We start from the raw sequence: 22,455 nt of genomic DNA, 5'->3' as shown, positions 1-22,455 counted from the left end.
GCCCTGGCCTCAGATCCGGACGAGCATCTTCCCGGTGTTCGCGCCGCGCATCATGTCGAGGAACGCGTCGACCGCGTGGTCGATGCCGTCGACGATCGTCTCGTCGTAGGCGATGCGTCCCTCCGCGAGCCATCCGCCCATCCGCTCCTGGAACTCCGGCGCCGCCGACAGATGATTGCCGACCGTGAAGCCCTCGAGGCGCAGACCGCGCGTGACGAGGTTCGACAGGTTGTCGGGGCCCGGCACGGGGCCGTCGGCGTTGTACGTGGCGATCGCCCCGCACAGGGCCGCGCGGCCGCCGTCGTTGAAGGCGTCGAGGGCGGCCTCGAGGTGGTCGCCGCCCACGTTGTCGAAGTAGATGTCGATGCCCTCGGGCGCGGCGTCCGCCAGCTGCTGACGGATGGGGGCGACCTTGTAGTCCACCGCCGCGTCGTAGCCGTACTTCTCGGTGAGCAGGGCGACCTTCTCGGGCGAGCCCGCCGAGCCGATCACGCGCTTCGCGCCGAGGAGCCGCGCGATCTGGCCCGCGGCCGTGCCCACGGCTCCGGCCGCGCCCGAGATGAAGACCGTGTCGCCCTCCTTCATCTCCGCGATGCGGGTGAGCCCGACGTACGCCGTGAGCCCGGTCATCCCGAGGATGTGGAGCCGCAGCGAGAGGGGAACGCCGGGCAGGTCGGGGACGACTCGGAACGCCGACGCGTCAGCCTGCGCGATGTCGCGCCATCCGAGCTGGTGCACGACGACGCTGCCCACCGGCACGTCGTCCGACGCCGACGCCACGACCCGTCCGACCGCTCCGCCCTCCATGGTCTCGCCGAGCGCGTACGGCGCGACGTAGCTGCGCGCGTCGTTCATGCGCCCGCGCATGTACGGGTCCACGGAGACGAACGCGTTCTCCACACGGACCTCCCCGGCAGCGAGGTCGCCGTAGGTCACCTGGACCGTGCGGAAGTCCTCGTGGGTCGGCCAGCCCTGAGGGCGGGACACGAGCTGGATCTGAGTGCTGACGGCGGATGGCATGGGCCGGGTTCTCTCCTTCGCTGCGGTTTCGCGGGGTGCGTCGATCACAGGGCGAGGCCGATCGCGAGCGCGATCACGGACAGAGCAGGGACCAGGCCCTGCTTCAGCGCGGCCGCGGCCTTGTCGGGGCTCGAGATCAGGAGCACGAGGCTCGCGGCCAGCATCGAGCCCACTCCGGTGAAGACGAGGGTCGCCCCGACGACGGCCGCGCCCGTGGCGAACAGCACGACGCCGAGGGCCGCGACGATCGCGAGGAACAGGTTGTAGAAGCCCTGGTTGAAGGCGAGCTCCCTCTGCGCCTCGGCCGCCTCGCGCGTCTGCCCGAACGTCCTGAGGGCGCGCGGGCTCGTCCAGGCGATCGACTCGAGGAAGAAGATGTAGACGTGGACGAGTGCCGCGACGGCGGCGAGCACGAGACCTGCGACGATCATGATCGACCTTTCTGTAATGACCGTTACAATATAGTCCGGGGAACGGGTGACGGGAGCGGACATGGGGCGGATTCCGAGCTTCGACCGCGCGGAGGTCGTGCGCGCGGCGCGCGGCGTGTTCTGGCACGAGGGCTATGAGGGCGCGTCGGTGCCCGCGCTCGAGGAGGCGACGGGGCTGCGGCGGTCGAGCCTCTATCACGCGTTCGGATCCAAGCGCGGTCTCTTCGACGCCGCCGTCGAGAGCTACCTCGACGAGGTCGTGCGCCCGCGCCTGAGGCCGCTGCAGGGCGCGGACGTGGCGGTGACCGCGGCACGCGACTATCTCGTGGGTCTGCGCGATGCGCTCGCGCGGGCGCGCACGCTCCCGGCCACGAGCGGGTGCCTCCTCATCAACGCCGCGTCGGCGCCGATCGGCGACGACCACGCGGTCGCCGAGACGGTCGCGGCCTACCGTGCCGAGTTGCGCGACGCGCTCGCCGCAGGCGTCGCCGCACGGCATCCGGAGCGGTCGGAGGGCGAGCGGCTGCGACTCGCGGAAGCGCTCACGGGGCTCGTCGTCGCGGCGCTCGCCACCGTGCGGGTCGACGCGCAGGCTGCGGCGCGCACGCTCGACACCGCGGTCGGCCTGCTGGAGGGCTGAGCTCCGCGGGATCAGCGCGCGTCCGCGGAGTCGCGGTACGCGACGGCGTACCGGATGTGGGTCACGCCCGTGCCCTCGACGACCTGGAGCTGCGTGAGCTCGATGTCCCGGCGGGCGATCCCGGCGAGGTACCGCGTGCCGGCGTGCAGCAGCACGGGCGCGAGGTCGACGCGGATCTCCTCGAGGACGCCGCGGTCGAGGCACTGGCGCACGATGTCGGCGCCCGCGACGTTGATGTCGCCGTCGCCGGCGAGCTCGCGCGCGATCCGCAGTCCCTCGTCGAGGTCGCCGACGAAGGTGAAGGGCGCGTCCGGCACGGGCGGCCAGCCTTCCGGAGGCGGTCGATGCGTGACCACGACGGTCGGCGAGTCGCCCGGCGGCCTCCCGCCCCAGCCCCGCGCGTCGTCGAAGATCCCGCGTCCGGCCACGAACGCGCCCTCGGTGTCGTTCTGCCGCCAGTAGTCGGCGCTCGCCTGCGACATGTGGAACACCAGGCCGTAGCCGCGCAGCGGCACCTCGACGTCGCCGTTCTCGTACCAGTCGAAGAGCGCGCCGACCCGGCCGTGCTCGTCGGCGATGAATCCGTCGAGAGACGTCGTGAAGCTCGAGAACACCACTCCCATGCGCCTGCCTCCTCGGGGCCGCCTGCGACTGACGCTAGGCACCCGCGGCGGCGCCGTCAACGCCGGTCGTCGCGTCAGCGCCGGTTCATGTCGCGTTCACGGCCGGGGAGAACGATCGAGCGTCACCGTTCCCCGAACCGAGGAGAGACCTTGCTGCCCCGACTGCTCACCGTCACCGCGATCGGCACGGCCGCCGTGCTCGTCGGCGCCTCCGCCACGCAGGCGCGCCCTCACCACGACGAGCCCGATGAGCTCACGGCCGTGCTCGAGACCCCCGCGCTGTGGGACGAGGACGACGCCGACGCCGACGACCCCGCGATCTGGATCGACGAGGACGACCCCGAGGACAGCGTGGTCATCGCGACCGCGAAGGAGGCCGGCATCTACGTGTACGACCTCGACGGCGAGGAGCTCCAGCACATCGCCCCGAAGCCGGCACCCGGCGACGACCACGCGCCCGGCCGCTACAACAACGTCGACATCGTCGAGGACTTCGAGCTCGACGGCGACGAGGTCGACCTCGCGGTCGCGTCCGACAAGGGCATGGACGACCTGGGCATCTTCGTCATCGACGACGGCGAGCTGACCGAGGTCACCGACCCCGACGCCGGCTGGATCTTCAGCGCCTCTCAGGAGGAGATCGACGGCGAGCACACCGCGTACGGCCTCACGACGTGGCAGGACGACGACGGCGCGTACGCGCTCGTCAGCCGCAACTCCGAGACGGAGGTGGCCCTCCTCGAGCTGAAGGCGCGCGAGGACGGCACCGTCGGCTGGGAGCGCATCCGCGAGCTCGCCCTGCCGGCCGCGTTCACGCTGCCCGACGGCTCCACCTGGACGACGTGCGACGACCCCGGCGAGTACGCGCAGGTCGAGGGGATGGTTGTGGATGACCGGACAGGGACGGCCTACCTCGGCCAGGAGCTCGTGGGCATCTGGAAGGTCGACGCCGACCTCACCGGAGAGCCCGAGCTCGTCGACACCGCGGTCGAGTTCGGCCAGCCCGCCGTGTACGACCCGGAGACCGACGAATGCGTCGCGGGGGAGAACCCCGGCTTCGGAGGCGATGCTCTGCGCACCGACATCGAGGGGCTCACGATCTACCGCACGAAGGGGAAGAAGGGCTACCTCCTCGCCTCGAGCCAGGGCGACGACACCTTCGCCGTCTACGAGCTGCAGGGCGGGAACGACTACGTCGGCTCGTTCGCGATCGGCGACGGCGCGGTCGACGGCACGCAGCACAGCGACGGCGCGGACGCGGTGAGCGCGAGCCTGCCCGGCTTCGACGGGGGACTGCTCGTCGTGCAGGACGGCGACAACACGCCGGAGGGCTCGGACGAGGCGAGCACGAACTTCAAGTTCCTCGCCTGGGAGGACGTCGCGCAGCGCAGCGGCCTCGACCTCGACGTCGCACGCCGGTGACGGGTCGGAGGGGAGCCGCCGGCGGGGCGGCTCCCCTCCGCGGCCGAGACGGGATACATCGCGAGGATGACCGGATGGGGCCGCCCGGCGGACGCCGCCGCGGGAGGCCGTCCGATGTCATGGATGCATGCACACTCCAGACCCTCGACCCGATGCCTCCGCCCATGCCCCGTCCGCGCCGCTGCTCAGCGGACGCGGCCTGACGAAGGCCTACGGACCGACCTACGCGCTCGCGGGCGTCGACATCGAGGTGCGCCCGGGCGAGGCCGTCGCGATCATGGGCGCCTCGGGGTCGGGCAAGACCACCCTGCTGCACGTGCTCGCGGGCATCATCACCCCCGATGCCGGGACGGTGACCCTCCAGACGCGCACGGGCGCCAGGCTCGTGAACGACCTGCGCGAGTCCGAGCGCTCGAAGCTGCGTCGAGAGGAGCTCGGCTTCGTGTTCCAGCAGGGCCTCCTCCTGCCTGAGCTCACGGCCGTCGAGAACGTCGCGCTCCCGCTCATGCTCGCCGGCCATCCGCGGGAGGCGGCACAGGCGCACGCCGCGCAGTGGCTCGCGGCGCTGGGCCTCGCCGGCATGGAGGACCGTCGCATCGGCCAGCTCTCCGGCGGTCAGGCGCAGCGCGTCGCGATCGCGCGCGCCCAGGCGACCGGAGCGCGCGTCGTGTTCGCCGACGAGCCGACCGGCGCGCTCGACTCGGCCACGTCGGCCGACGTGATGACCGCCCTGCTCGACGCGACCCTGCGTCAGGGGCACGCGCTCGTCGTGGTCACGCACGATCCGCAGGTCGCGGCGCGCTGCACGCGGACCATCCGCCTGAGCGACGGACGGATCGTCCAGGGCGAGCGGACGACGGCGGTGGCGCGATGACCGCGCTGGCGGCCGAGCGCACGGCGCCTCCCGCGCCGCTCGGGCAGGGGAGCGGCCGCGCCCCGGTGCTGCGCCTGACCTGGCACCTCTCGCGACCGAGCGCGCAGAGCGCGGCCGCGCTCGCGCTGCCCGCCGTCGCGTTCGCCGTGACGACCGCTCTCCTCCTCACCGTGCTCGGGGGCGTGCTCATGTTCTGGGCCTGGCCGGTCGACGACGCCGGCATCGTCCCGCTCTACCAGGTGCTGAGCATCGTGGCGCTCGCGATCCTCGCGGTGCCGCTCATGGCTCTCGGCGGCGCTGCGGCCCGGCTCTCGGCGCGCCGTCGCGACGACCGGCTCGCGACGCTCCGCCTCCTCGGGGCGACGCCCCGCCTCGTCACGATCATGACCGTGCTCGAGTCGACGGCGGTCGCCGTGGCCGGGGCGCTCGTCGGCATCGTGCTCTACCTCGGGCTCATGCCGTTCGTCGGCCTCATCCCGTTCCTCGGACGGCCGATCGGCGCGGCGTCGCTCTGGGTCGGACCCGGGCCGCTTCTCGGCGTCGTCGCCGCGGTCGGCGCGGTCGCCGCCCTCAGCGCGGGGCTCGGACTGCGCCGCGTCAACATCTCGCCGCTGGGTGTGCGGACGAGGCAGGAGGCGCCGCGGCTGCACTGGCTGCGGGCGGTCATCGCCGTCGCGGTCGTCGCGGGTGCGTATGCGGTGCTCAGCGCCCTGGGCGCGCTGCCGGGATACGCCGCCGTCGTCATCGCGCTCGGCGGCTGCTTCGCCGCGGGCGTGGGGGTGCTCGGGCTCATCGGGCCGTGGGCGATCGGCGTGCACGCGCGGCTCCGCGTGAAGCGCGCGACGACCCCCGAGCGGCTCATCGCGGCGCGCGCCGTCCTCGAATCCCCCAAGGCCGCATGGCGGCAGGTCGGCGGGATGGCCATGACGACGTTCGTCGCGGTGGTCGGCGGCTCGGGCATGGCCTTCGCCGAGGCGACCCCGGCCGGCGAGGGAGCGGAGGCCTACCTCATGGTCGACGTGCGCACGGGCATCCTCATCACGCTCGTCGTCTCGTTCCTCATGGTCGCGTGCTCGGTGGGCGTCAATCAGGCGGCCGCCATCCTCGACCGGCGCGGGCTCTACGTCGCGCTCGATCGCATCGGGATGCCGCGCGCGACGATGGAGGCCGCGCGCACGCGCGCGACGATGGGGCCGCTGCTCTTCACGGTCATCGTCTCGGCGCTCGCCGGGGGCGCGCTCGTCTTCCCGCTCCTCGGCATGTCGCTCATCCTCGCGCCCATCTCGATCCTCGTCATGGTCGCGTGCTTCGCGTTCGGCATCCTGCTCGTGTGGCTCGCCCTGCGGGCGACGCGCCCCGTGCTCACCCGCGTGCTGCGGGACCCCGAGCGGACCGAGTAGCCGTCAGCCGCGCGCGGCGATGAGCGCTGCCGCCTCGTCGACGTCGTCCACGAGGTGCACGTGCCCCGCCATGGACCGCCCCTCCGCGAGAGCGCGCAGGAGCGGCCAGGCGGGGTACGTCTCCGTCCAGTGCCGCCGGCCGACGAGCACCATCTCGCCCACGGTCCCCGGCGTCGCGTAGTAGTTCTCGCACGCGTCCTGGAAGATCTCCTGCACGGTTCCGCCGGCGCCGGGCAGGAAGACGATGCCGCGGTCGCAGAGCTGCAGGAGGATCGACTCGCGCAGCGCGTTCCGGAAGTACTTCGCGATGGCCGTCGCGAAGAGGTTCGGCGGCTCGTGCCCGTAGTGCCAGGTGGGCACGCCGAGCGTGTCGACGGGCGACGCGAGGCCGGCGAGGACGGCGCGCGCCGATGAGGCCCATCTGTCGACCGACGGATGGAAGGACGGATGCACGGCGAGGGTCGCGAGCGCCGCATCGAGCGCGTCCTCGGGGAGATCGGCGAAGCGCGCGCCCAGATTCGCGGCCTCCATGGCGCCGGGACCCCCTCCGGTCGCGACGACGAGGCGCCCGTCGGGGCGCTGCGCCGCGAGGAGGCGCCCCAGGCGCGCGGCCTCGCGGTAGTCGGGCTCGCCGCGCCGGAGGGCGTGGCCGCCCATCACGCCGACGAGGTGCCGCCCCGCGACCCAGCGCTCGAGCGCCGCGTCGACCCCCGCGTCGTGCAGCACGCGGGCGAGGACGGCGTCGGGGTCGCGCGCTTCCTGCGACCAGGCGTACGCGCGTCCGTCGAGGGATGCGTCCCACGCCGGCGCGTCGTAGAGCTCGTCGGCCGTGTAGAGCGCGTCGCGATGGGGGTCGACGGGGGCGAAGGCGACGTCGGGGAGCACGAGCGCGCCCCGACCGGCGTGGAGCTCGGCGTCACCCGGGGCGAGCGCACATCCCGCGAAGGTCGCGCGCGACGTGTCGACCTCCGCGAGCTGCCCGGACCGCTCGCGGAGGTCGAGGCCGAGCAGGCGCCATCCGCGCAGGCTCCGCGCGCCCTGCGCGAGCCGGGCGTCGAACTCGGCCAGGGACTCCACCACGACGATCCGCCCGCGCCTGTGCCTCATCCGTCCGAGGTTAGCGCGGTGCCGTGCCGCGTCAGGCCGGGCGCGGCCACCATGCGGGAAGGTGCTGGAAGATCGCGCGCGTGTACGACTCCTCGTCGGCGTCGTCGCTCGTCGCCCAGCGCAGGGCGGCGCCCACGAACCCGCCTGCGACGTACGCGGCAGCGACCGCGTCGTCGAAGACCACATCGAAGCCGCGTTCGCGGAACCGCGACAGCGCCGTGGCGCACCGCTCGTCGAAGAGGGCCTGCAGCCGTCGGCGGAAGTCGAGGGAGAACTCCGAGGCGAGGAGCGCGCGCAGGGCGGGGCGCTCCGCGGTGATGCCGCGCAGGACGGCCGTGGTCGCCTCCTCGTACCGCGCCGCGAGGTCGTCGAGCGAGTCTCCCGGCTGCACGGAGATCTCAGCGGCTGCGTCGAGCCAGCTCGCGTGCATGTCGGACGCGACGTCGCCCACGTTCGTGTAGTGCCCGTAGAACGTCGTCCGGTGCACACCGGCCGCGCGGCACAGCTCGGCGACGCCGATGTCGGTCAGCGCCTCGCGCGTGAGCAGGTCGTGCAGCGCCTCCTGCAGCCGCCTGCGGCTGCGCAGCGCTCGGGGGTCCTCCGCCATCCCTCCAGTGTGCCCGATCGCGGCATCCCGCACATCCCACCCTGCAAGCGCTTGCGCGGAAGGGGCCAAGTCGGCGGCGACGCTTCATGTTTCTCGCTGCAAGCGCTTGCAGAATCGCCGCCGAGGTTGCTACCTTCGGCGGGACGCCTGGCGTCATCACCCGAGCACCCCCGGAGAAGACGTGTCGAAGACGACCGCTGCGCGACGTCGCGCGCTTGCCCTCATGACCATCCCCGCCCTCGCGCTCTCGGGCGCGGTCGGCTCCGCCGTGTCCGCGAGCGCCGCCGATCGGTCGCCTGCGCTCGTGGGCAGCCTGCAGAGCGAGCTCGGCTGCGCCGACGACTGGCTGCCGGACTGCTCGGAGACCGAGCTCGCGCCGACCGACGTCGAGGGCGTGTACGCCGCCGAATTCGAGGTGCCGGCGGGCAGCTACCACTACAAGGTCGCGCTGAACGACACATGGGACGAGGCGTACGGGCTCGACGGGGGAGCCGACGACATCCCGCTCGCCGTCGCGGGACCTGCGACCCTGCGGTTCGTCTTCGACGACAACCTCAAGCGCGTCGGCGTCGAGGTCGTGGATCTCACGGGCGGGTACACGGCGGAGGACGACGCGCTCGTCGCGGCGCCCGTGCGGCAGCCCGGCTCCGACGAGCGGTTCTACTTCGTGATGACCGACCGGTTCGCCAACGGCGACCCCGCGAATGACACGGGCGGCATCGAGGGGGACCGGCTCGCGCACGGCTTCGATCCGACCGACCGCGGGTTCTACCAGGGCGGCGACATCGCGGGACTGCGCGACAGTCTCGACTACATCGAGGGTCTGGGCACGACGGCGATCTGGCTGACGCCGAGCTTCGCCAACAAGCCCGTGCAGGGCGAGGGCGCGAACGCGAGCGCCGGGTACCACGGGTACTGGGTCACCGACTTCACCCGCATCGATCCGCACCTCGGCACCAACGCCGAGCTCGAGGCGCTCATCGCGGACGCCCACGCGCGCGGCATCAAGGTGTACTTCGACATCATCACGAACCACACCGCCGACGTCATCGACTACGCCGAGGGCCAGTACGGGTACATCGACCAGGCGACGAGCCCGTATCGCGACGCGGACGGCAGCGCCTTCGACCCCGCGGACTATTCCGGAACGGGATCGTTCCCGGCTCTCGACGCGGAGACCTCGTTCCCGTACACGCCCGTGACGAGCGACCCCGGGGCCAAGACCCCCGCGTGGCTCAACGACCCGACGCTGTACCACAACCGCGGCAACTCGACCTGGTCGGGGGAGTCGGTGACCTACGGCGACTTCGACGGTCTCGACGACCTCATGACCGAGCACCCGACCGTCGTGAACGGCTTCGTCGAGGTGTACCGCGACTGGGTCGACCTCGGCATCGACGGCTTCCGCATCGACACCGTCAAGCACGTCGACTTCCCGTTCTGGGAGACCTGGACGAAGGAGGTCCTCGACTACGCGCACGCGCAGGGCAAGGACGACTTCTTCATGTTCGGCGAGGTCTACGACGCCGACCCGGTCAAGCTCGCGCCGTACGTGCGCGACACCGACATGAACTCGGTCCTCGACTTCGCCTTCCAGTCCTCGGCGGCGGGCTTCGCGGCGGGCAACTCCGCGAAGGGCCTCCAGGGCCTCTTCGACGGCGACGACCGCTACACGACGCCCGACTCGTCGGCGACGGCGCTGCCGACGTTCCTCGGGAACCACGACATGGGGCGCATCGGCTACCTCCTCCAGAACACGGGCGAGGCCCTCGAGCGGGATGAGCTCGCACACGAGCTGCTGTTCCTCACGCGCGGGCAGCCGGTCGTCTACTACGGCGACGAGCAGGGCTTCGCGGGCACGGGCGGCGACAAGGGCGCACGCCAGACGCTCTTCGCCTCGCAGGTCGCGGAGTACGTCGAGCAGCCCCTCGTGACGGGGGAGACCGCGGGATCGGTCGACCGCTACGACACGTCGGCGCCGCTCTACACGCACATCGCCGAGCTCGCTGCGCTGCGCGAGGCGCACCCCGCGCTGTCGACCGGCGCCCAGGTCGAGCTCTACGCCGAGAACGGCGCGGGCGTGTACGCCTTCTCGCGCGTCGATCGCGATGAGAAGGTCGAGTACGTCGTCGCCCTCAACAACGCCGAGGAGGCGCGCACGGTCGAGCTCACCACGCTCACCTCGGATGCGTCCTACGCTCCCGTGTACGGCGCGGACGCGCCCATCGCGAGCGACGCGTCCGGCACCGCATCGGTCACCGTCCCCGCACTCGGCGCGGTCGTCTACCGCGCCGACGCCACGGTGTCGGCGGGCGACGCCGCGCCCGCCGTGCAGATCGCGGCCCCGACACCCGGTGCAGGCCTCGAGGGCCTCGCACCGATCTCGGCGGAGGTCGAGGGCGACGGATGGATCGAGACGAGCTTCTCGTGGCGCACGGTCGGAGAGGATGCCTGGCACGCGCTCGGCACCGCCGAGGACACCGAGCCGCGCGTTTTCCACGACGTCTCGGAGCTGCCAGCGGGAACGCTCGTCGAGTACCGCGCCGTGGTGACCGATGCCGCGGGCAACCGCTCGGCGGCCTCGACCTACGCATCGGTCGGCAATGCGGTCGATCTCGTCGAGAGGGAGGAGCCGGAGACGCCGATCGAGCTCGTCACGGTGCCCGGAAGCCACAACTCCGAGCTCGGCTGCGCGGGGGACTGGGACCCGGCGTGCGAGGCGGCGAAGCTCGAGCTGCAGGCGGGCGGTGTCTACGCCGGCACGTTCGACCTGCCCGCGGGCGACTACGAGTACAAGGTGGCGCTGAACGGCAGCTGGACCGTGAACTACGGCCAGGGCGGCGTCCAGGACGGCGCGAACTTCTCGTTCTCGCACGACGGCGGCCCGATCACGTTCCTCTTCGACCCGCGCTCGAACGTGGTGCAGTCGACGGCGGAGGGCCCCATCGTGACGGTGCCAGGGAGCTTCCAGAGCGAGCTCGGGTGCGCGGGCGACTGGGCTCCCGACTGCCTCGGCTCACTGCTCTCCGACGGCGATCGCGACGGCGTCTACGAGCTCACGACCGACGCCATCCCCGACGGCGGCTACGAGGCCAAGGTCGCGCACGGGCGCAGCTGGGACGAGAACTACGGCGTCGACGGCGTGCGCGACGGAGCGAACTACTCCTTCAGCGTGGCCGACGGCACGCCCGTGACCTTCCGCTACTCGATCGCCGACCACCGGCTCGAGATCGCCGCCGCCGAGCCGCCGCTCGCCGGGACGGGGGAGCAGCGCGCGCACTGGATCGATGAGGAGACGCTCGTCTGGCCCGCCGACCTCGGGCAGCCCGACGGGGCGTCGTACGAGCTCTACGCCTCGCCGGACGCGAGCCTCGAGCTCGTCGACGGCGCCGTCGAAGGCGCCGACCCCATCGCCCTGACGGTCGTCGACGGGGGCCTCACCGAGGAGCAGCGCGAGCGCTTCCCGGCGCTCGCGGACGGGATCGCGCTGCGGGTCGAAGGGCAGGACGCCGCGGAGCTCGCTCGCGGCGAGCTGGCCGTCGCACAGCGCGGCGGAGACGGCGTCATCACCGGCTACACCGGCGTCCAGATCCCCGGGCTGCTCGACGCGCTCTACGCGGACGCGCTCGAGCGGGTCGAGCTCGGCGTCACGTTCCAGGGGAGCAAGCCGACCTTCCGCCTGTGGGCCCCCACGGCGCAGTCGGCGACCCTGCTCACGTGGGACGAGGGCGCGGACGGCGATCCGCTCCGCCACGAGGCGCGCTACGACGAGGCCTCCGGAGTGTGGGAGGTCCGCGGGAAGAAGGATCTCAAGGGCGATGAGTTCGCCTGGGAGGTGACCGTCTTCGCGCCGACGACGGGCGCCATCGAGACGAACGTCGTCACGGACCCGTACTCCGTCGCGCTCACGTCGAACTCCGAGCGCTCGGTCGCGATCGATCTCGACGACAGGGCCTGGCAGCCGAAGCAGTGGACGAAGGCGAAGGCGCCCGAGGTCGAGCAGGACGTGGACCGCGCGATCTACGAGCTGCACATCCGCGACTTCTCGATCGCGGATGAGTCCGTGCCCGCGGAGGAGCGGGGCACGTACCGCGCGTTCACGCGGGACAGCGACGGCACGCGGCAGCTGCGTCAGCTCGCCGACGCCGGCATCACGACCGTGCACCTCCTGCCGTCCTTCGACATCGCCACGATCGAGGAGGACCGGGCCGCGCAGCTCGAGCCCGGCTGCGACCTCGCCTCCATGGGGCCGGCGTCGCCCGACCAGCAGGAGTGCGTGTCGGCGGTCGCCGCTCAGGACGGCTTCAACTGGGGGTACGACCCGTACCACTACTCGGTGCCCGAGGGCTCCTACGCGGCCGACGCCCACGGAGGGGCTCGCGTCGCGGAGTTCCGCTCGATGGTGGGAGCGCTGCACGGCATGGGGCTCGAGGTGGTGCTCGACGTGGTGTTCAACCACACCGCGGAGTCCGGTCAGGGGGAGCGCTCGGTGCTCGACCGCGTCGTGCCGGGCTACTACCACCGCCTCGACGCCGCGGGAGATGTGGAGACGTCGACGTGCTGCCAGAACGTCGCGACCGAGCACGCCGCGGCGCAGAAGCTCATGGTCGACTCGGTGGTGACCTGGGCGCGGGACTACCACGTCGACGGATTCCGCTTCGACCTCATGGGCCACCACTCCGTCGAGAACATGACCGCCATCCGCGCGGCGCTCGACGAGCTCACCCTGCGCCGCGACGGCGTCGACGGATCGTCCATCTACCTCTACGGCGAGGGCTGGGACTTCGGCGAGGTCGCGGGGAACCGGCTCTTCACCCAGGCGAAGCAGGGCCAGCTCGGCGGCACCGGGATCGGCACGTTCAACGACCGGCTCCGCGACGCCGTGCACGGCGGCAGCCCGGTCGACGGATCGTCGACATTCCGCCAGGGCTTCGGCACGGGCCTCGGCACCGACCCGAACGGCGACCCGATCAACGGCACCGGCGAGCAGGCGCTCGCAGACCTCGGCCACGAGACCGACCTCGTGAAGCTCGGCCTCGCGGGCAACCTCCGCGACTACGAGCTGCTCACGTCGGACGGCGAGATCCGCCGGGGCGATGAGATCGACTATCGCGGCGCGCCCGCCGGCTACGCCGACGAGCCATCCGAGGTCGTGAACTACGTCGATGCGCACGACAACGAGACGCTCTACGACCTCTCCGTGTTCAAGCTCCCGGCCGACACCCCGATGGCCGAGCGCGTGCGCATGAACACGCTGTCCCTCGCGACCGCCACGCTGTCGCAGTCGGTGTCGTTCTGGCACGCGGGCACCGAGCTGCTCCGCTCGAAGTCGCTCGACCGCAACAGCTACGACTCGGGCGACTGGTTCAACCGGATCGACTGGTCGGGGCAGGAGTCCACCTTCGGGTCGGGTCTGCCTCCCGAGGCCGACAACGGCGGCAAATGGAGCATCATGGCGCCCCTCCTCGAGGACCCTGCGCTGAAGCCGACGGCCGACGACATCGCGACGGCCGAGGCCGCGGCGCTCGACCTGCTCGAGGTGCGCTCGGAGGTGGGCCTGCTCACGCTCGGCTCGTCGGAGCTCATCCACGAGAAGGTGTCGTTCCCCGCGACCGACGCGCCGGGCACGATCGCGATGTGGATCGACGATCTGCGCGGCGCCGACGCCGACCCCGAGCTCGACGGCGCGCTCGTGTTCTTCAACGCCTCGGATGAGCCGGTCACGCAATCGCTCGCGGGGCTCGAGGGACGCGCCCTCGCGCTCACGCCCGCGCAGGCCGACGGCTCCGACCCGGTCGTCCAGGAGACCTCCTGGAGCGCGGACACGGCGACCATCGAGATCCCGGCGCGGACGGTCGCGGTGCTCGTCGACTGAGCTCGGACCACGCGGGAGAGGAGGGGCGCGATGCGCCCCTCCTCTCCCGCGTTTCCTAGGATGGATCGAGTCCCTCGACCCCGAAGGCCTCATCTCCCATGCGCACCACCCCTCGGCGCCCGCTCGGCGTGCTCGCGGACGTCCCGCCCGCCGGCTGGGCAGTGGTGGCGCTCGGGGTCCTGCGGGCGGGCGCCCTCACGGGGGCCGCGCTCGCCGCGGGCGCGGGCATCGACGCGCTCCTCCAGGGCGCGAGCGCCGCCCCCGCACTCGGCATCGCGCTCGCCGCCACGGCGGCCGCGGCGCTTCTCGCAGGAGCCGAGGCGCTCCTTCCTCCGCTCGCGCAGGCCGGTGAGGAGCGCGCCTGGCGTCGCGCCGTCGTCGCGGCGCAGCTGACGGCGCCGCTCGATGACGGCACGCCGTCGGGCGACCGCGTCGCGCGCGCGACCGACGACGTCGAGCGGGCCGCGCACTACCGCAGCGTCTTCCTCGGGCCGCTCATCGCCGCGTTCACCGTGCCCGTGGTCGTGATCGTCGCGATCGCGGTGCTCGTCTCGACCGGCATCGCGCTGCCGATCGCGGTCTGCGCGGCGGCGATCCCGCCTGTGATCGCCTGGTTCCTGTCGCGCTTCCGCGCGGGGTCCGGCCGCTTCCGGATGATCTCCGCGCGTCTGGCCGCGTCCTTCCTCGAGACGCTGCGCGCTCTCGGCACGATCCGCCTGCTGGGTGCCGAGGGGCAGCGCCGCGCGCAGCTCGCCGCCCAGGCCGAGAGGATGCGCGTGGAGGCCATGCGCCTTCTCCGGCGCAATCAGGTCGTGCTGCTCGTCACCGATGCGATCTTCGGGGTCGTGATGCTGTCGCTCGTCGGCGCGCTCGCGGTGTCCGGCGTCGCGGACGGCTCCGTCTCGCCGGGGGCCGCATTCGCGCTGCTCCTCCTGACCGTGCCTCTGCGTGAGCCGGTGGACCGCCTCGGCCGCTCGTTCTACGTCGGGCTCGCCGGACGCGCCGCGGCCGAGCGCGTGCGCGCCGCCATCGCGTCCGCTCCGTCGCCCGCATCCGCAGCGCCGGCCGTCGCGCCGGGCGCCCGCATCCGCGGAGACGGCATCCGCGTCGATCGAGGCGGCGTCCGTGTCGTCGACGAGGTCGATCTCGAGCTCGCCCCCGGGCTCACCGCGATCATTGGACCCTCGGGATCCGGCAAGTCGTCGCTGGCGCTCGCGGTCGCCGGGCTCCTGCCCGCGACGGGCCTGCGCATCGACGGGCGCGAGGCGTCCGCCGAGGCCCTCCGCGCGGCGGTCGCCTACGTCCCGCAGCGCAGCGTGCTGCTGACCGGCACGGTGCGCGACAACCTCCTTCTGGCCGCGCCCGGCGCGTCCGACGACGATTTGGTCGCGGCGCTTCGCGCCGCAGGTCTCGCGACGCCGGAGGCCGAGCTGCCGGCCGGAATCGAGACGGGGGTCGGCGAGGGCGCGCGAGGCGTCTCGGGCGGTCAGGCGCAGCGCATCGCGATCGCGCGTGCCCTGCTCGGCGGCCGGGGTGCGCTCGTCGCCGACGAGCCGACGGCGAGCCTCGACCGCGACACGGCCGACCGGGTCCTCGCGACGCTCCGAGACCTCGCGCGCACACGCGCGGTTCTCCTCGTCACACACCGTCTGGCCGAGGCGCACGCCGCCGATCGGGTCGTGGTGATCGAGGGCGGAAGAGTCACCGCCGCGGGCGCTCCTGCCGAGCTCGCGCTGTCGAGCGGCTACCTCGCGGCCGCCACCTCGGCGGAGGAGGCATCGTGATCGCACGGCTCGCTCGCATCGCCGCACCGGCCTGGCCCTGGCTGCTCGCGTCCCTGCTCGCGCGGCTCGCGGGGCTCGCCGCGGGCGTCGCGCTGCTCGCCGTGCCGGCAGGGGCCATCGTGTCCGTCGCCGCGGGCGCCTCCGTCGACATCCTGCCGCTGGTCGTCCTGCTCGTGGCCCTCGCCGTCGCGAAGGGCGGGCTGCGGTATCTCGAGCAGTTCCTCGGCCATCGTGCCGCGTTCGATCTCATCGCCGACATGCGGCTGCGGTTCTACGACGCGGTCGTCCCGCTCGCGCCCGCCGAGATCGCGGAGGGGTCGGGCGAGCTCACCTCGATCGCCGCACGCGACATCGACCGCGTAGAGGTCTTCTTCGCGCACACCCTCGTTCCGGCGCTCGCGGCGGTCATCGTGCCCGGCGGTCTGGTCGCGGCGGGCTTCGCGGTCGGACCGGCCGAGGGAGCTGTCGTCCTCGCGGCCTTCATCATCGGGGGAGTGCTCGCGCCGCTCGTGGGCCGCGCGCGCGGAGCCTCCGCAGCGCGCGGGCTCCTCGTCGAACGCGCCGCGATCGCCCAGCACGTCGCGGAGGACGCGGCCGCCGCGGTCGAGATCCGGACCCTCGGCGCCGAGGAGCGGCGCCTCGCCGCACTCGATGCGCTCGGGGCGCGAGTCGGGGCGCACCTGCGAGCGGAGGGGCGCGCGCTCGGCGCACGGACGGCGATCGGCGCCGTCTGGCCGTTCGCGGCCGTCATCGCCCTGCTCGCGCTCGCGGGCGGCGACCCGGCGGCGCACGTCGTGCTCGCGGCCGCGGTCGTGGGCGCGGCGCCCGCCGTCACCGCGGTCGAGGCGTTCGCGCGCAGCCTCCCGCTCGCGCTCGCGGCGGCCCGGCGCTACCTCGACGTGCTCGATCGCAGCCCGCGCGTCGCCGACCCCGAGCGACCCGTGAGGCTGCCGGACGGCCCGCTCGACGTCCGGGGCGAGAACGTGACCGCGGCGTATTCGGAGGCCGCTCTTCCGGTCCTCGATGCACTGTCGTTCGCGGTGCCGGCGGGCGGGAGCCTCGCCGTCGTGGGGCCGAGCGGAAGCGGCAAGTCGACGCTCGCGTCGCTCCTCGTCCGGGCACGGGATCCCCGGTCGGGGCGCATCCTGCTGGGCGGCGTGGATCTCCGCGACATCGCGCTCTCCGAGCTGCGTGCCGCGGTCGCGCTCGTCGAGCAGCGGGCCGTGCTCGTGAGCGGGACGGTCCTCGAGAACCTGCGCCTCGGACATCCGCGGCTCTCGGAGGATGACGCGTGGCGAGCGCTCGAGCAGGCGGCACTCGCCGACGACGTGCGCGCGCACCCCGACGGTCTCGCCGCGCGCGTCGGCGAGGACGGTCTCGCGCTCTCGGGCGGCCAGCGCCAGCGGCTGAGCCTCGCGCGCGCCCTCGCGCGGCGCCCGCGCCTCCTCATCCTCGACGAGGCGACATCCCATCAGGACCCGATCACCCAGGAGGCCATCCGCCGCAGCGTCGCGGCGCGCCCCGAGCTCACGACGATCGTCATCGCGCACCGTGCGGACGCCGTGGCCGGCATCTCCGAGATCCTCGCCCTCGAGGCCTCCGACGCGGGAGCCCTTGACACGGAGCGAGCACGCACGGGAGGCTCACGAGGCCTCGAACGTCCGCAGGCAGAACGAGGAGGACTCTGATGGAGAGACAGCACACGAGGACCAGCGGCCGGGTGATCGGCATCGCGATCGCCGCGGCGCTCGGAGGATTCCTCTTCGGATTCGACACCGCCGTCATCAACGGCGCCGTCGACGCGCTCGCGGCGGACTTCGAGCTCGAGGCCGCGCTCAAGGGCTTCGCGGTGTCGTCCGCGCTGCTCGGCTGCGTGGCCGGCGCATGGTTCGCCGGGTCGATCGCCAACCGCTGGGGGCGCGTCCCCGTCATGCTCGTCGCGGCCATCCTCTTCCTCGTCTCCGCGATCGGATCGGGTCTCGCGTTCGGCGTGATCGACCTCATCGTGTGGCGCGTCGTGGGCGGTCTCGGCGTCGGCGCGGCCTCGGTCATCGCGCCCGCGTACATCGCGGAGGTGTCGCCCGCGCGGATCCGCGGCCGGCTCGGCTCGCTGCAGCAGCTCGCGATCGTGCTCGGCATCTTCGCGGCTCTGCTCTCGAACGCGCTGCTTGCCGGCATCGCGGGCGGCTCGAACGCCGTGCTCTGGTGGGGCATCGACGCGTGGCGGTGGATGTTCATGGCCGAGGCGATCCCGGCGATCGTGTACGGCGTCATGTCGCTGCGGCTGCCTGAGTCGCCGCGCTTCCTCGTCCGCAAGGGCGACTACGACCGCGCGTCGCAGGTGCTGCTCGACTTCACGGGCGAGCCCGACGTCAACCTCAAGATCCAGCAGATCCGGGACTCGCTCGACAGCGAGAAGCGCGAATCGCTCCGCGACCTCGCCGGGCCCGTGCTCGGCCTCAAGCCCATCGTGTGGGTTGGGCTGCTGCTGTCGGTGTTCCAGCAGTTCGTCGGGATCAACGTCATCTTCTACTACTCGACGACGCTGTGGCGGTCGGTCGGCTTCGACGAGTCGAGCGCCCTCACGACGTCGGTCATCACGTCGATCACGAACATCGCGGTCACGATCGTCGCGATCATCCTCGTCGACCGCGTCGGCCGCCGCGCGCTTCTCCTGTCCGGCTCGGTGCTGATGACCCTCTCGCTCGGGACGATGGCCCTCGCGTTCTCGTTCGCCGAGCTCGTCACGGCGGCCGACGGCACGACGAGCGCCGAGCTCGCGGCACCGTGGTCGATCATCGCCCTCATCGCCGCGAACCTGTTCGTCGTCGGCTTCGGCGCGACCTGGGGCCCCGTCGTGTGGGTGCTCCTCGGGGAGATGTTCCCCAACCGGATCCGCGCGAGCGCGCTCGCGGTCGCCGCGGCCGCTCAGTGGGTCGCGAACTTCTTCATCTCGACGACCTTCCCGGTGTTCAGCGACATCAGCCTGACCTTCGCGTACGGGTTCTACGCGTTCTTCTCGCTGCTGTCGTTCTTCTTCGTGCTCTGGAAGGTGCGCGAGACGAAGGGCCGAGAGCTCGAGGACATGGAGGGCTGACCTCCGCTCAGCCCTGCTGCGCGGGCTCCGCGTCGAGGAGCCCGCGCAGCACGGCCACGACGCCCTCGTCCTCGCTCGCGGGCGCCGTGAAGCGGGCGCGCGCGAGGATGTCGGGGTGGGCGTTCGCCATCGCGTACGACTGCCCCGACGCATCGAGCATCTCGAGGTCGTTGAGGTAGTCGCCGAAGGCGACCGTCTCGTCCCGCGTCACGCCGAGCTCGCGCTGCAGGCTCTCGACCGCAGCGCCCTTGTTCGCGGCGGGCGGCATGACGTCGATCCAGTTCCGTCCCGAGACGACGACCTGGTGCGTCTCGCGCAGCCGGTCGAGTTCGGCGCCCGTCCCGGTGGCGGCGTCGACGAAGTCGTACACCGCGATCTTCAGGACGTCGTCATCGGCGGCGAGGATGTCGTCCACGCGCTCGAGCGCGGCGTAGTACCGGCTCGCCTCGGCGACGAAGGGGGCGTCGACGCGCTCGATGTACGCCGAGCGCTTGCCGCAGAGGACGACGCCGATGTCGCGCCCGGCGCCCGCGAGGGAGCGCAGGAGCCGGACCGCCTCGACGACGAACGCCCGATCGAGGACGAGCGACGAGATCTCCACGCCGTCGCGCACGACATAGGCGCCGTTCTCGGCGATGAAGGGCATTCCGTCGGAGGCGCGCGCGAAGAGCCGGGCGAGCGTGGCGTACTGCCGCCCGCTCGCCGGTGCGAAGACGATGCCGCGCTCGCGCATGAGGTCGAGCAGCGGCCAGAACGCCTCGGGAACCTCGCCGGCCGCGTCGAGGAGCGTGCCGTCCATGTCGCTCACGACGAGTCGGGGAGCGGGCAGGTCCGTCGCCGCGGCGGCGGACGGCAGGGGAGAGGTGCGGGGCACGGCGAGGCCTTTCGTCGGAGAGCACCATGACACCACACGCGCCTCGGAGGCCACTCACCTCCGAACCGCCTGGCAACGCGTCGGGCGGGGGTGTCGCTCGAGGTACCCGGGGCGTCGCGACTTAGGCTCGGTACGCCATGATCCGGTTCGAACACGTCACCAAGCGCTTCAAGGGCACGGCGAAGCCGGCCCTCAGCGACATCGACTTCGAGGTGCAGCGCGGCGAGTTCGTCTTCCTCGTCGGAGCCTCCGGCTCGGGGAAGTCGTCCTGCCTCCGCCTCATCCTCCGCGAGGACCTTCCGTCCTCGGGCCGCGTCGTCGCGCTCGGTCGCGACACGAAGACCCTCACCTCACGGCGCACGCCGTACTTCCGCCGCAACATCGGGGCGGTGTTCCAGGACTTCCGCCTCCTGCAGTCGAAGACCGTCGCGCAGAACGTCGCGTTCACGCTCCAGGTGATCGGCCGGTCGCGCGCCTTCATCAAGGAGGCCGTGCCCGAGGCGCTCGAGCGCGTGGGCCTGGCCGACATGGGCCGCCGCATGCCGCACGAGCTGTCCGGCGGCGAGCAGCAGCGCGTCGCGATCGCCCGGGCGCTCGTCAACCGGCCGCAGCTGCTCCTCGCCGACGAGCCCACCGGCAACCTCGACCCGACGACGTCCGTCGACATCATGCGCATCCTCGCGCAGGTCAACGCGACAGGGACGACGGTCGTGATGGCGACCCACGAGGCGACCTTCGTCGACCAGATGCGGCGCCGCGTCATCGAGCTCCGCGAGGGCGAGCTCGTCCGCGACGACCGCCACGGCGGCTACGGAGACACCTCGGTCATCCGCACGCTGCAACCGGAGACCGAGCGCGGTGCGGCCGCGATCGCGGCCCTGACCGCCGTCCTCGAGGTCCAGCGCGAGGTGTCCGAGACCCCGGGCGAGACGGCCGAGAGCGCCACGCAGCGCGCGGTCGACGCCGTCGAGGAGGTCGTGGAGACCACCGCCGAGCCGACGTCGGCGCCCGCCGCGCGGGCGGTGCCGGCGCCCGCCGCGCAGCCGTCCGAGCCCGCCGACGCGGCCATCCCGCCCGTCGAGCGCGCCGCCGAGACATCCGCCGCGCCCGGCGTCGATCCGGAGTCGGAGGACGCCGCCAACCGCACCTCGTCCATCCCGCGCGTCGACGTCGACGTGGACGCGCTCGGCATGGCCGACCGCCTGGGGCTCACCTCCCGCGACGACGAAGTGGGGCCGACCTCATGAGATTCGGACTCGTCCTCGGCGAGGCGCTGCAGGGCCTGCGCCGCAATGCCTCGATGGTCGTCTCGGTCATCCTCGTGACATTCGTCTCGCTCACCTTCGTGGGCGCGGCCGTGCTCATGCAGGCCCAGATCGCCAAGACCAACGCGTACTTCCAGGACCGCGCGCTCGTCGACATCTACATGTGCTCGCCCCTGTCGACCGGCGACACGTGCGTCGACGGCGCCGCGTCGGAGGAGCAGATCGCCGCCGTGCAGGAGGAGCTCGAGGGTCCGACGCTGTCGCCGCTCATCCAGGACTACACCTACCTCAGCCCCGAGGAGGCGTTCGACTCGATCGTCGAGAACCTCGGCGAGGACTACGCGAGCCTCCTCACCGCCGAGCAGACGAGCGCGGAGTTCCACGTCAACCTCGTCGACCCGAGCCAGTCCGACGTCATCGTCGAGGCGTTCACGGGCATCCAGGGCGTCGAGGAGATCACCGACCAGCTCGAGTACCTCGATCCGCTCTTCGCGACCCTCACGATCGCGACGTACATCGCGATCGGCATCGCGGCCCTCATGCTCGTGTCGGCCGTGCTCCTCATCGCCACGACCATCCGCCTCTCGGCGTATGCCCGCCGCCGCGAGGTCGGCATCATGCGCCTCGTGGGCGCGTCCAACCGGTTCATCCAGACGCCGTTCGTCCTCGAGGGCGTGTTCGCGGCGTTCATCGGCGCGGCCCTCGCCGGCGCGGCCGTGCTCGCGGGCGTGCACTTCGGCGTCGAGCGGTACCTCGTGAACGAGATGTACGCCATCCCGTGGGTGGGGATGGCCGAGGCGTGGGCCGTCGTGCCGGTGCTCGTCGTGGTCGGCGTCGTGCTCGCGGCGCTGTCGGCGGGCTTCGCGATCCGGCGCTGGCTCCGGGCATAGCCCGACCCTTGCTAGGGTGGAAGGCTGCGCCGTGAGAGCGAGGAGGTGAGCGCATGCCCCGGGAACAGGGTGAGAAGGTGGTGGCGACGAATCGTCGCGCCCGCCACGAGTACACCATCGAGAAGACCTATGAGGCGGGCCTCGTGCTCACCGGAACCGAGGTGAAGTCGCTGCGCCAGGGGCGCGCGAACCTCAGCGACGGCTACGCGTACATCGATCGCGGCGAGGCCTGGCTCGACGCCGTGCACATCCCGGAGTACTCGCAGGGCACCTGGACGAACCACGCGTCCAAGCGGACCCGCAAGCTGCTCCTGCACCGCGACGAGATCGTGAAGCTCAGCCACCAGGTCTCGGCGGGCGGGTACACGCTCGTGCCGCTGCGCCTCTACTTCCTCGACGGCCGCGCGAAGGTCGAGATCGGCGTCGCGAAGGGCAAGCGCGAGTTCGACAAGCGCCAGACCCTCCGCGAGCGGCAGGACAAGCGCGAGGCCGAGCGCGCGATGCGCATGCGCAACCGCATGGGGGAGTGACTCTCCACAGGCATCC

17 protein-coding genes are annotated in these 22,455 nt (G+C 72.4%); 11 read left to right on the top strand and 6 right to left on the bottom strand.

Translation table 11 applies throughout. The features are described 5' to 3' along the window. Positions 1-9 precede the first annotated feature (9 nt). Together GC092_RS10430 and GC092_RS10425 are read right to left on the bottom strand one after the other, a co-directional pair. Positions 10-1,020, bottom strand: coding sequence for an NADP-dependent oxidoreductase (locus GC092_RS10430; RefSeq protein ID WP_324011809.1), 1,011 nt, complete (start codon positions 1,018-1,020; stop codon positions 10-12). Positions 1,021-1,064: 44 nt separating this feature from the next. Beyond that, a complete protein-coding gene (locus GC092_RS10425; protein ID WP_324011807.1) occupies positions 1,065-1,451 on the bottom strand; it encodes a DUF1304 domain-containing protein in 387 nt (128 codons plus the stop codon). Positions 1,452-1,512: 61 nt separating this feature from the next. On the opposite strand from GC092_RS10425, the gene GC092_RS10420 reads away from it, so the two are divergent. Further along, entirely contained in the window at positions 1,513-2,091 is a 579-nt protein-coding gene (locus GC092_RS10420) for a TetR/AcrR family transcriptional regulator (protein WP_324011806.1), read from the top strand. Positions 2,092-2,102: 11 nt separating this feature from the next. On the opposite strand, the gene GC092_RS10415 is transcribed toward GC092_RS10420, so the two are convergent. After that, positions 2,103-2,714 carry a dihydrofolate reductase family protein gene (locus tag GC092_RS10415; protein WP_324011804.1) on the bottom strand — a complete coding sequence of 204 codons (612 nt, stop codon included), beginning with the start codon at positions 2,712-2,714 and terminating at the stop codon, positions 2,103-2,105. Between the two features lie 150 nt (positions 2,715-2,864). Here GC092_RS10415 and GC092_RS10410 point away from each other — a divergent pair, with 150 nt between their 5' ends. The 3 genes from GC092_RS10410 (at position 2,865) to GC092_RS10400 (ending at position 6,410) form a co-directional block, all read left to right on the top strand. After that, positions 2,865-4,136, top strand: a complete 1,272-nt coding sequence (locus GC092_RS10410) for a phytase (RefSeq protein WP_324011803.1) — start codon at positions 2,865-2,867, stop codon at positions 4,134-4,136. Between the two features lie 127 nt (positions 4,137-4,263). Further along, positions 4,264-5,010: an ABC transporter ATP-binding protein gene (locus tag GC092_RS10405; protein ID WP_324011802.1), complete on the top strand. Its 747-nt coding sequence runs from the start codon at positions 4,264-4,266 to the stop codon at positions 5,008-5,010. After that, a complete protein-coding gene (locus GC092_RS10400; RefSeq protein ID WP_324011800.1) occupies positions 5,007-6,410 on the top strand; it encodes an ABC transporter permease family protein in 1,404 nt (467 codons plus the stop codon). The genes GC092_RS10405 and GC092_RS10400 overlap by 4 nt, the downstream gene beginning before the upstream one ends. Positions 6,411-6,413: 3 nt before the next feature. Here GC092_RS10400 and GC092_RS10395 read toward each other — a convergent pair whose 3' ends face one another. Together GC092_RS10395 and GC092_RS10390 are read right to left on the bottom strand one after the other, a co-directional pair. Further along, positions 6,414-7,517, bottom strand: a complete 1,104-nt coding sequence (locus GC092_RS10395; RefSeq protein ID WP_324011798.1) for an LOG family protein — start codon at positions 7,515-7,517, stop codon at positions 6,414-6,416. Between the two features lie 31 nt (positions 7,518-7,548). Then, on the bottom strand, positions 7,549-8,124 hold the full coding sequence (locus GC092_RS10390; RefSeq protein ID WP_282979153.1) for a TetR/AcrR family transcriptional regulator: 576 nt from the start codon (positions 8,122-8,124) through the stop codon (positions 7,549-7,551). 181 nt (positions 8,125-8,305) lie between these two features. Between GC092_RS10390 and pulA the strand changes: the two genes are divergently transcribed. The 4 genes from pulA to GC092_RS10370 all read left to right on the top strand — a co-directional run bounded on the left by pulA (position 8,306) and on the right by GC092_RS10370 (position 18,880). Further along, positions 8,306-13,999, top strand: a complete 5,694-nt coding sequence (gene pulA, locus GC092_RS10385) for a pullulanase-type alpha-1,6-glucosidase (RefSeq protein WP_416383268.1) — start codon at positions 8,306-8,308, stop codon at positions 13,997-13,999. Between the two features lie 98 nt (positions 14,000-14,097). Beyond that, the gene (locus GC092_RS10380; RefSeq protein ID WP_324011796.1) at positions 14,098-15,783 is read left to right on the top strand and encodes an ATP-binding cassette domain-containing protein; all 1,686 of its coding nucleotides are present in this window, start codon (positions 14,098-14,100) and stop codon (positions 15,781-15,783) included. Beyond that, entirely contained in the window at positions 15,780-17,471 is a 1,692-nt protein-coding gene (locus tag GC092_RS10375; RefSeq protein WP_324011795.1) for an amino acid ABC transporter ATP-binding/permease protein, read from the top strand. Before GC092_RS10380 ends, GC092_RS10375 begins: the two co-directional genes overlap by 4 nt. Beyond that, complete coding sequence (locus GC092_RS10370; RefSeq protein WP_271173299.1) at positions 17,471-18,880, top strand: sugar porter family MFS transporter; 1,410 nt, start codon at positions 17,471-17,473, stop codon at positions 18,878-18,880. The genes GC092_RS10375 and GC092_RS10370 overlap by 1 nt, the downstream gene beginning before the upstream one ends. A 7-nt stretch (positions 18,881-18,887) precedes the next feature. On the opposite strand, the gene GC092_RS10365 is transcribed toward GC092_RS10370, so the two are convergent. After that, positions 18,888-19,754 (bottom strand): Cof-type HAD-IIB family hydrolase, encoded by an 867-nt coding sequence (locus GC092_RS10365; protein WP_324011793.1) that lies wholly within the window; start codon positions 19,752-19,754, stop codon positions 18,888-18,890. A gap of 137 nt (positions 19,755-19,891) precedes the next feature. Here GC092_RS10365 and ftsE point away from each other — a divergent pair, with 137 nt between their 5' ends. Genes ftsE through smpB form a run of 3 tightly spaced genes read left to right on the top strand, consistent with a single transcriptional unit; the run spans position 19,892 to position 22,439 of the window. After that, complete coding sequence (ftsE, locus tag GC092_RS10360; RefSeq protein ID WP_324011792.1) at positions 19,892-21,001, top strand: cell division ATP-binding protein FtsE; 1,110 nt, start codon at positions 19,892-19,894, stop codon at positions 20,999-21,001. Next, positions 20,998-21,909 carry a permease-like cell division protein FtsX gene (gene ftsX / locus GC092_RS10355; protein WP_324011791.1) on the top strand — a complete coding sequence of 304 codons (912 nt, stop codon included), beginning with the start codon at positions 20,998-21,000 and terminating at the stop codon, positions 21,907-21,909. The genes ftsE and ftsX overlap by 4 nt, the downstream gene beginning before the upstream one ends. A gap of 53 nt (positions 21,910-21,962) precedes the next feature. Then, positions 21,963-22,439, top strand: coding sequence for an SsrA-binding protein SmpB (smpB, locus tag GC092_RS10350; protein ID WP_271173295.1), 477 nt, complete (start codon positions 21,963-21,965; stop codon positions 22,437-22,439). The last annotated feature ends 16 nt before the right edge of the window (positions 22,440-22,455 follow it).

Origin of the sequence: Microbacterium sp. JZ37 (assembly GCF_035188445.1) — a bacterium.
In the GTDB taxonomy this organism is placed as follows: Bacteria; Actinomycetota; Actinomycetes; order Actinomycetales; family Microbacteriaceae; genus Microbacterium; species Microbacterium barkeri.
The sequence above is the reverse complement of the archived record's forward strand: the minus strand, read 5'-3'. Positions and strand labels throughout refer to the sequence as shown.

Bases quoted from the DNA above. Each gene is read 5' to 3' on its own strand.
- GC092_RS10430 (WP_324011809.1), bottom strand. From the start codon at position 1,020: ATGCCATCCGCCGTCAGCACTCAGATCCAGCTCGTGTCCCGCCCTCAG.
- GC092_RS10425 (WP_324011807.1), bottom strand. From the start codon at position 1,451: ATGATCGTCGCAGGTCTCGTGCTCGCCGCCGTCGCGGCACTCGTCCAC.
- GC092_RS10420 (WP_324011806.1), top strand. From the start codon at position 1,513: ATGGGGCGGATTCCGAGCTTCGACCGCGCGGAGGTCGTGCGCGCGGCG.
- GC092_RS10415 (WP_324011804.1), bottom strand. From the start codon at position 2,714: ATGGGAGTGGTGTTCTCGAGCTTCACGACGTCTCTCGACGGATTCATC.
- GC092_RS10405 (WP_324011802.1), top strand. From the start codon at position 4,264: ATGCACACTCCAGACCCTCGACCCGATGCCTCCGCCCATGCCCCGTCC.
- GC092_RS10400 (WP_324011800.1), top strand. From the start codon at position 5,007: ATGACCGCGCTGGCGGCCGAGCGCACGGCGCCTCCCGCGCCGCTCGGG.
- GC092_RS10395 (WP_324011798.1), bottom strand. From the start codon at position 7,517: ATGAGGCACAGGCGCGGGCGGATCGTCGTGGTGGAGTCCCTGGCCGAG.
- GC092_RS10390 (WP_282979153.1), bottom strand. From the start codon at position 8,124: ATGGCGGAGGACCCCCGAGCGCTGCGCAGCCGCAGGCGGCTGCAGGAG.
- GC092_RS10380 (WP_324011796.1), top strand. From the start codon at position 14,098: ATGCGCACCACCCCTCGGCGCCCGCTCGGCGTGCTCGCGGACGTCCCG.
- GC092_RS10370 (WP_271173299.1), top strand. From the start codon at position 17,471: ATGGAGAGACAGCACACGAGGACCAGCGGCCGGGTGATCGGCATCGCG.
- ftsE (WP_324011792.1), top strand. From the start codon at position 19,892: ATGATCCGGTTCGAACACGTCACCAAGCGCTTCAAGGGCACGGCGAAG.
- ftsX (WP_324011791.1), top strand. From the start codon at position 20,998: ATGAGATTCGGACTCGTCCTCGGCGAGGCGCTGCAGGGCCTGCGCCGC.
- smpB (WP_271173295.1), top strand. From the start codon at position 21,963: ATGCCCCGGGAACAGGGTGAGAAGGTGGTGGCGACGAATCGTCGCGCC.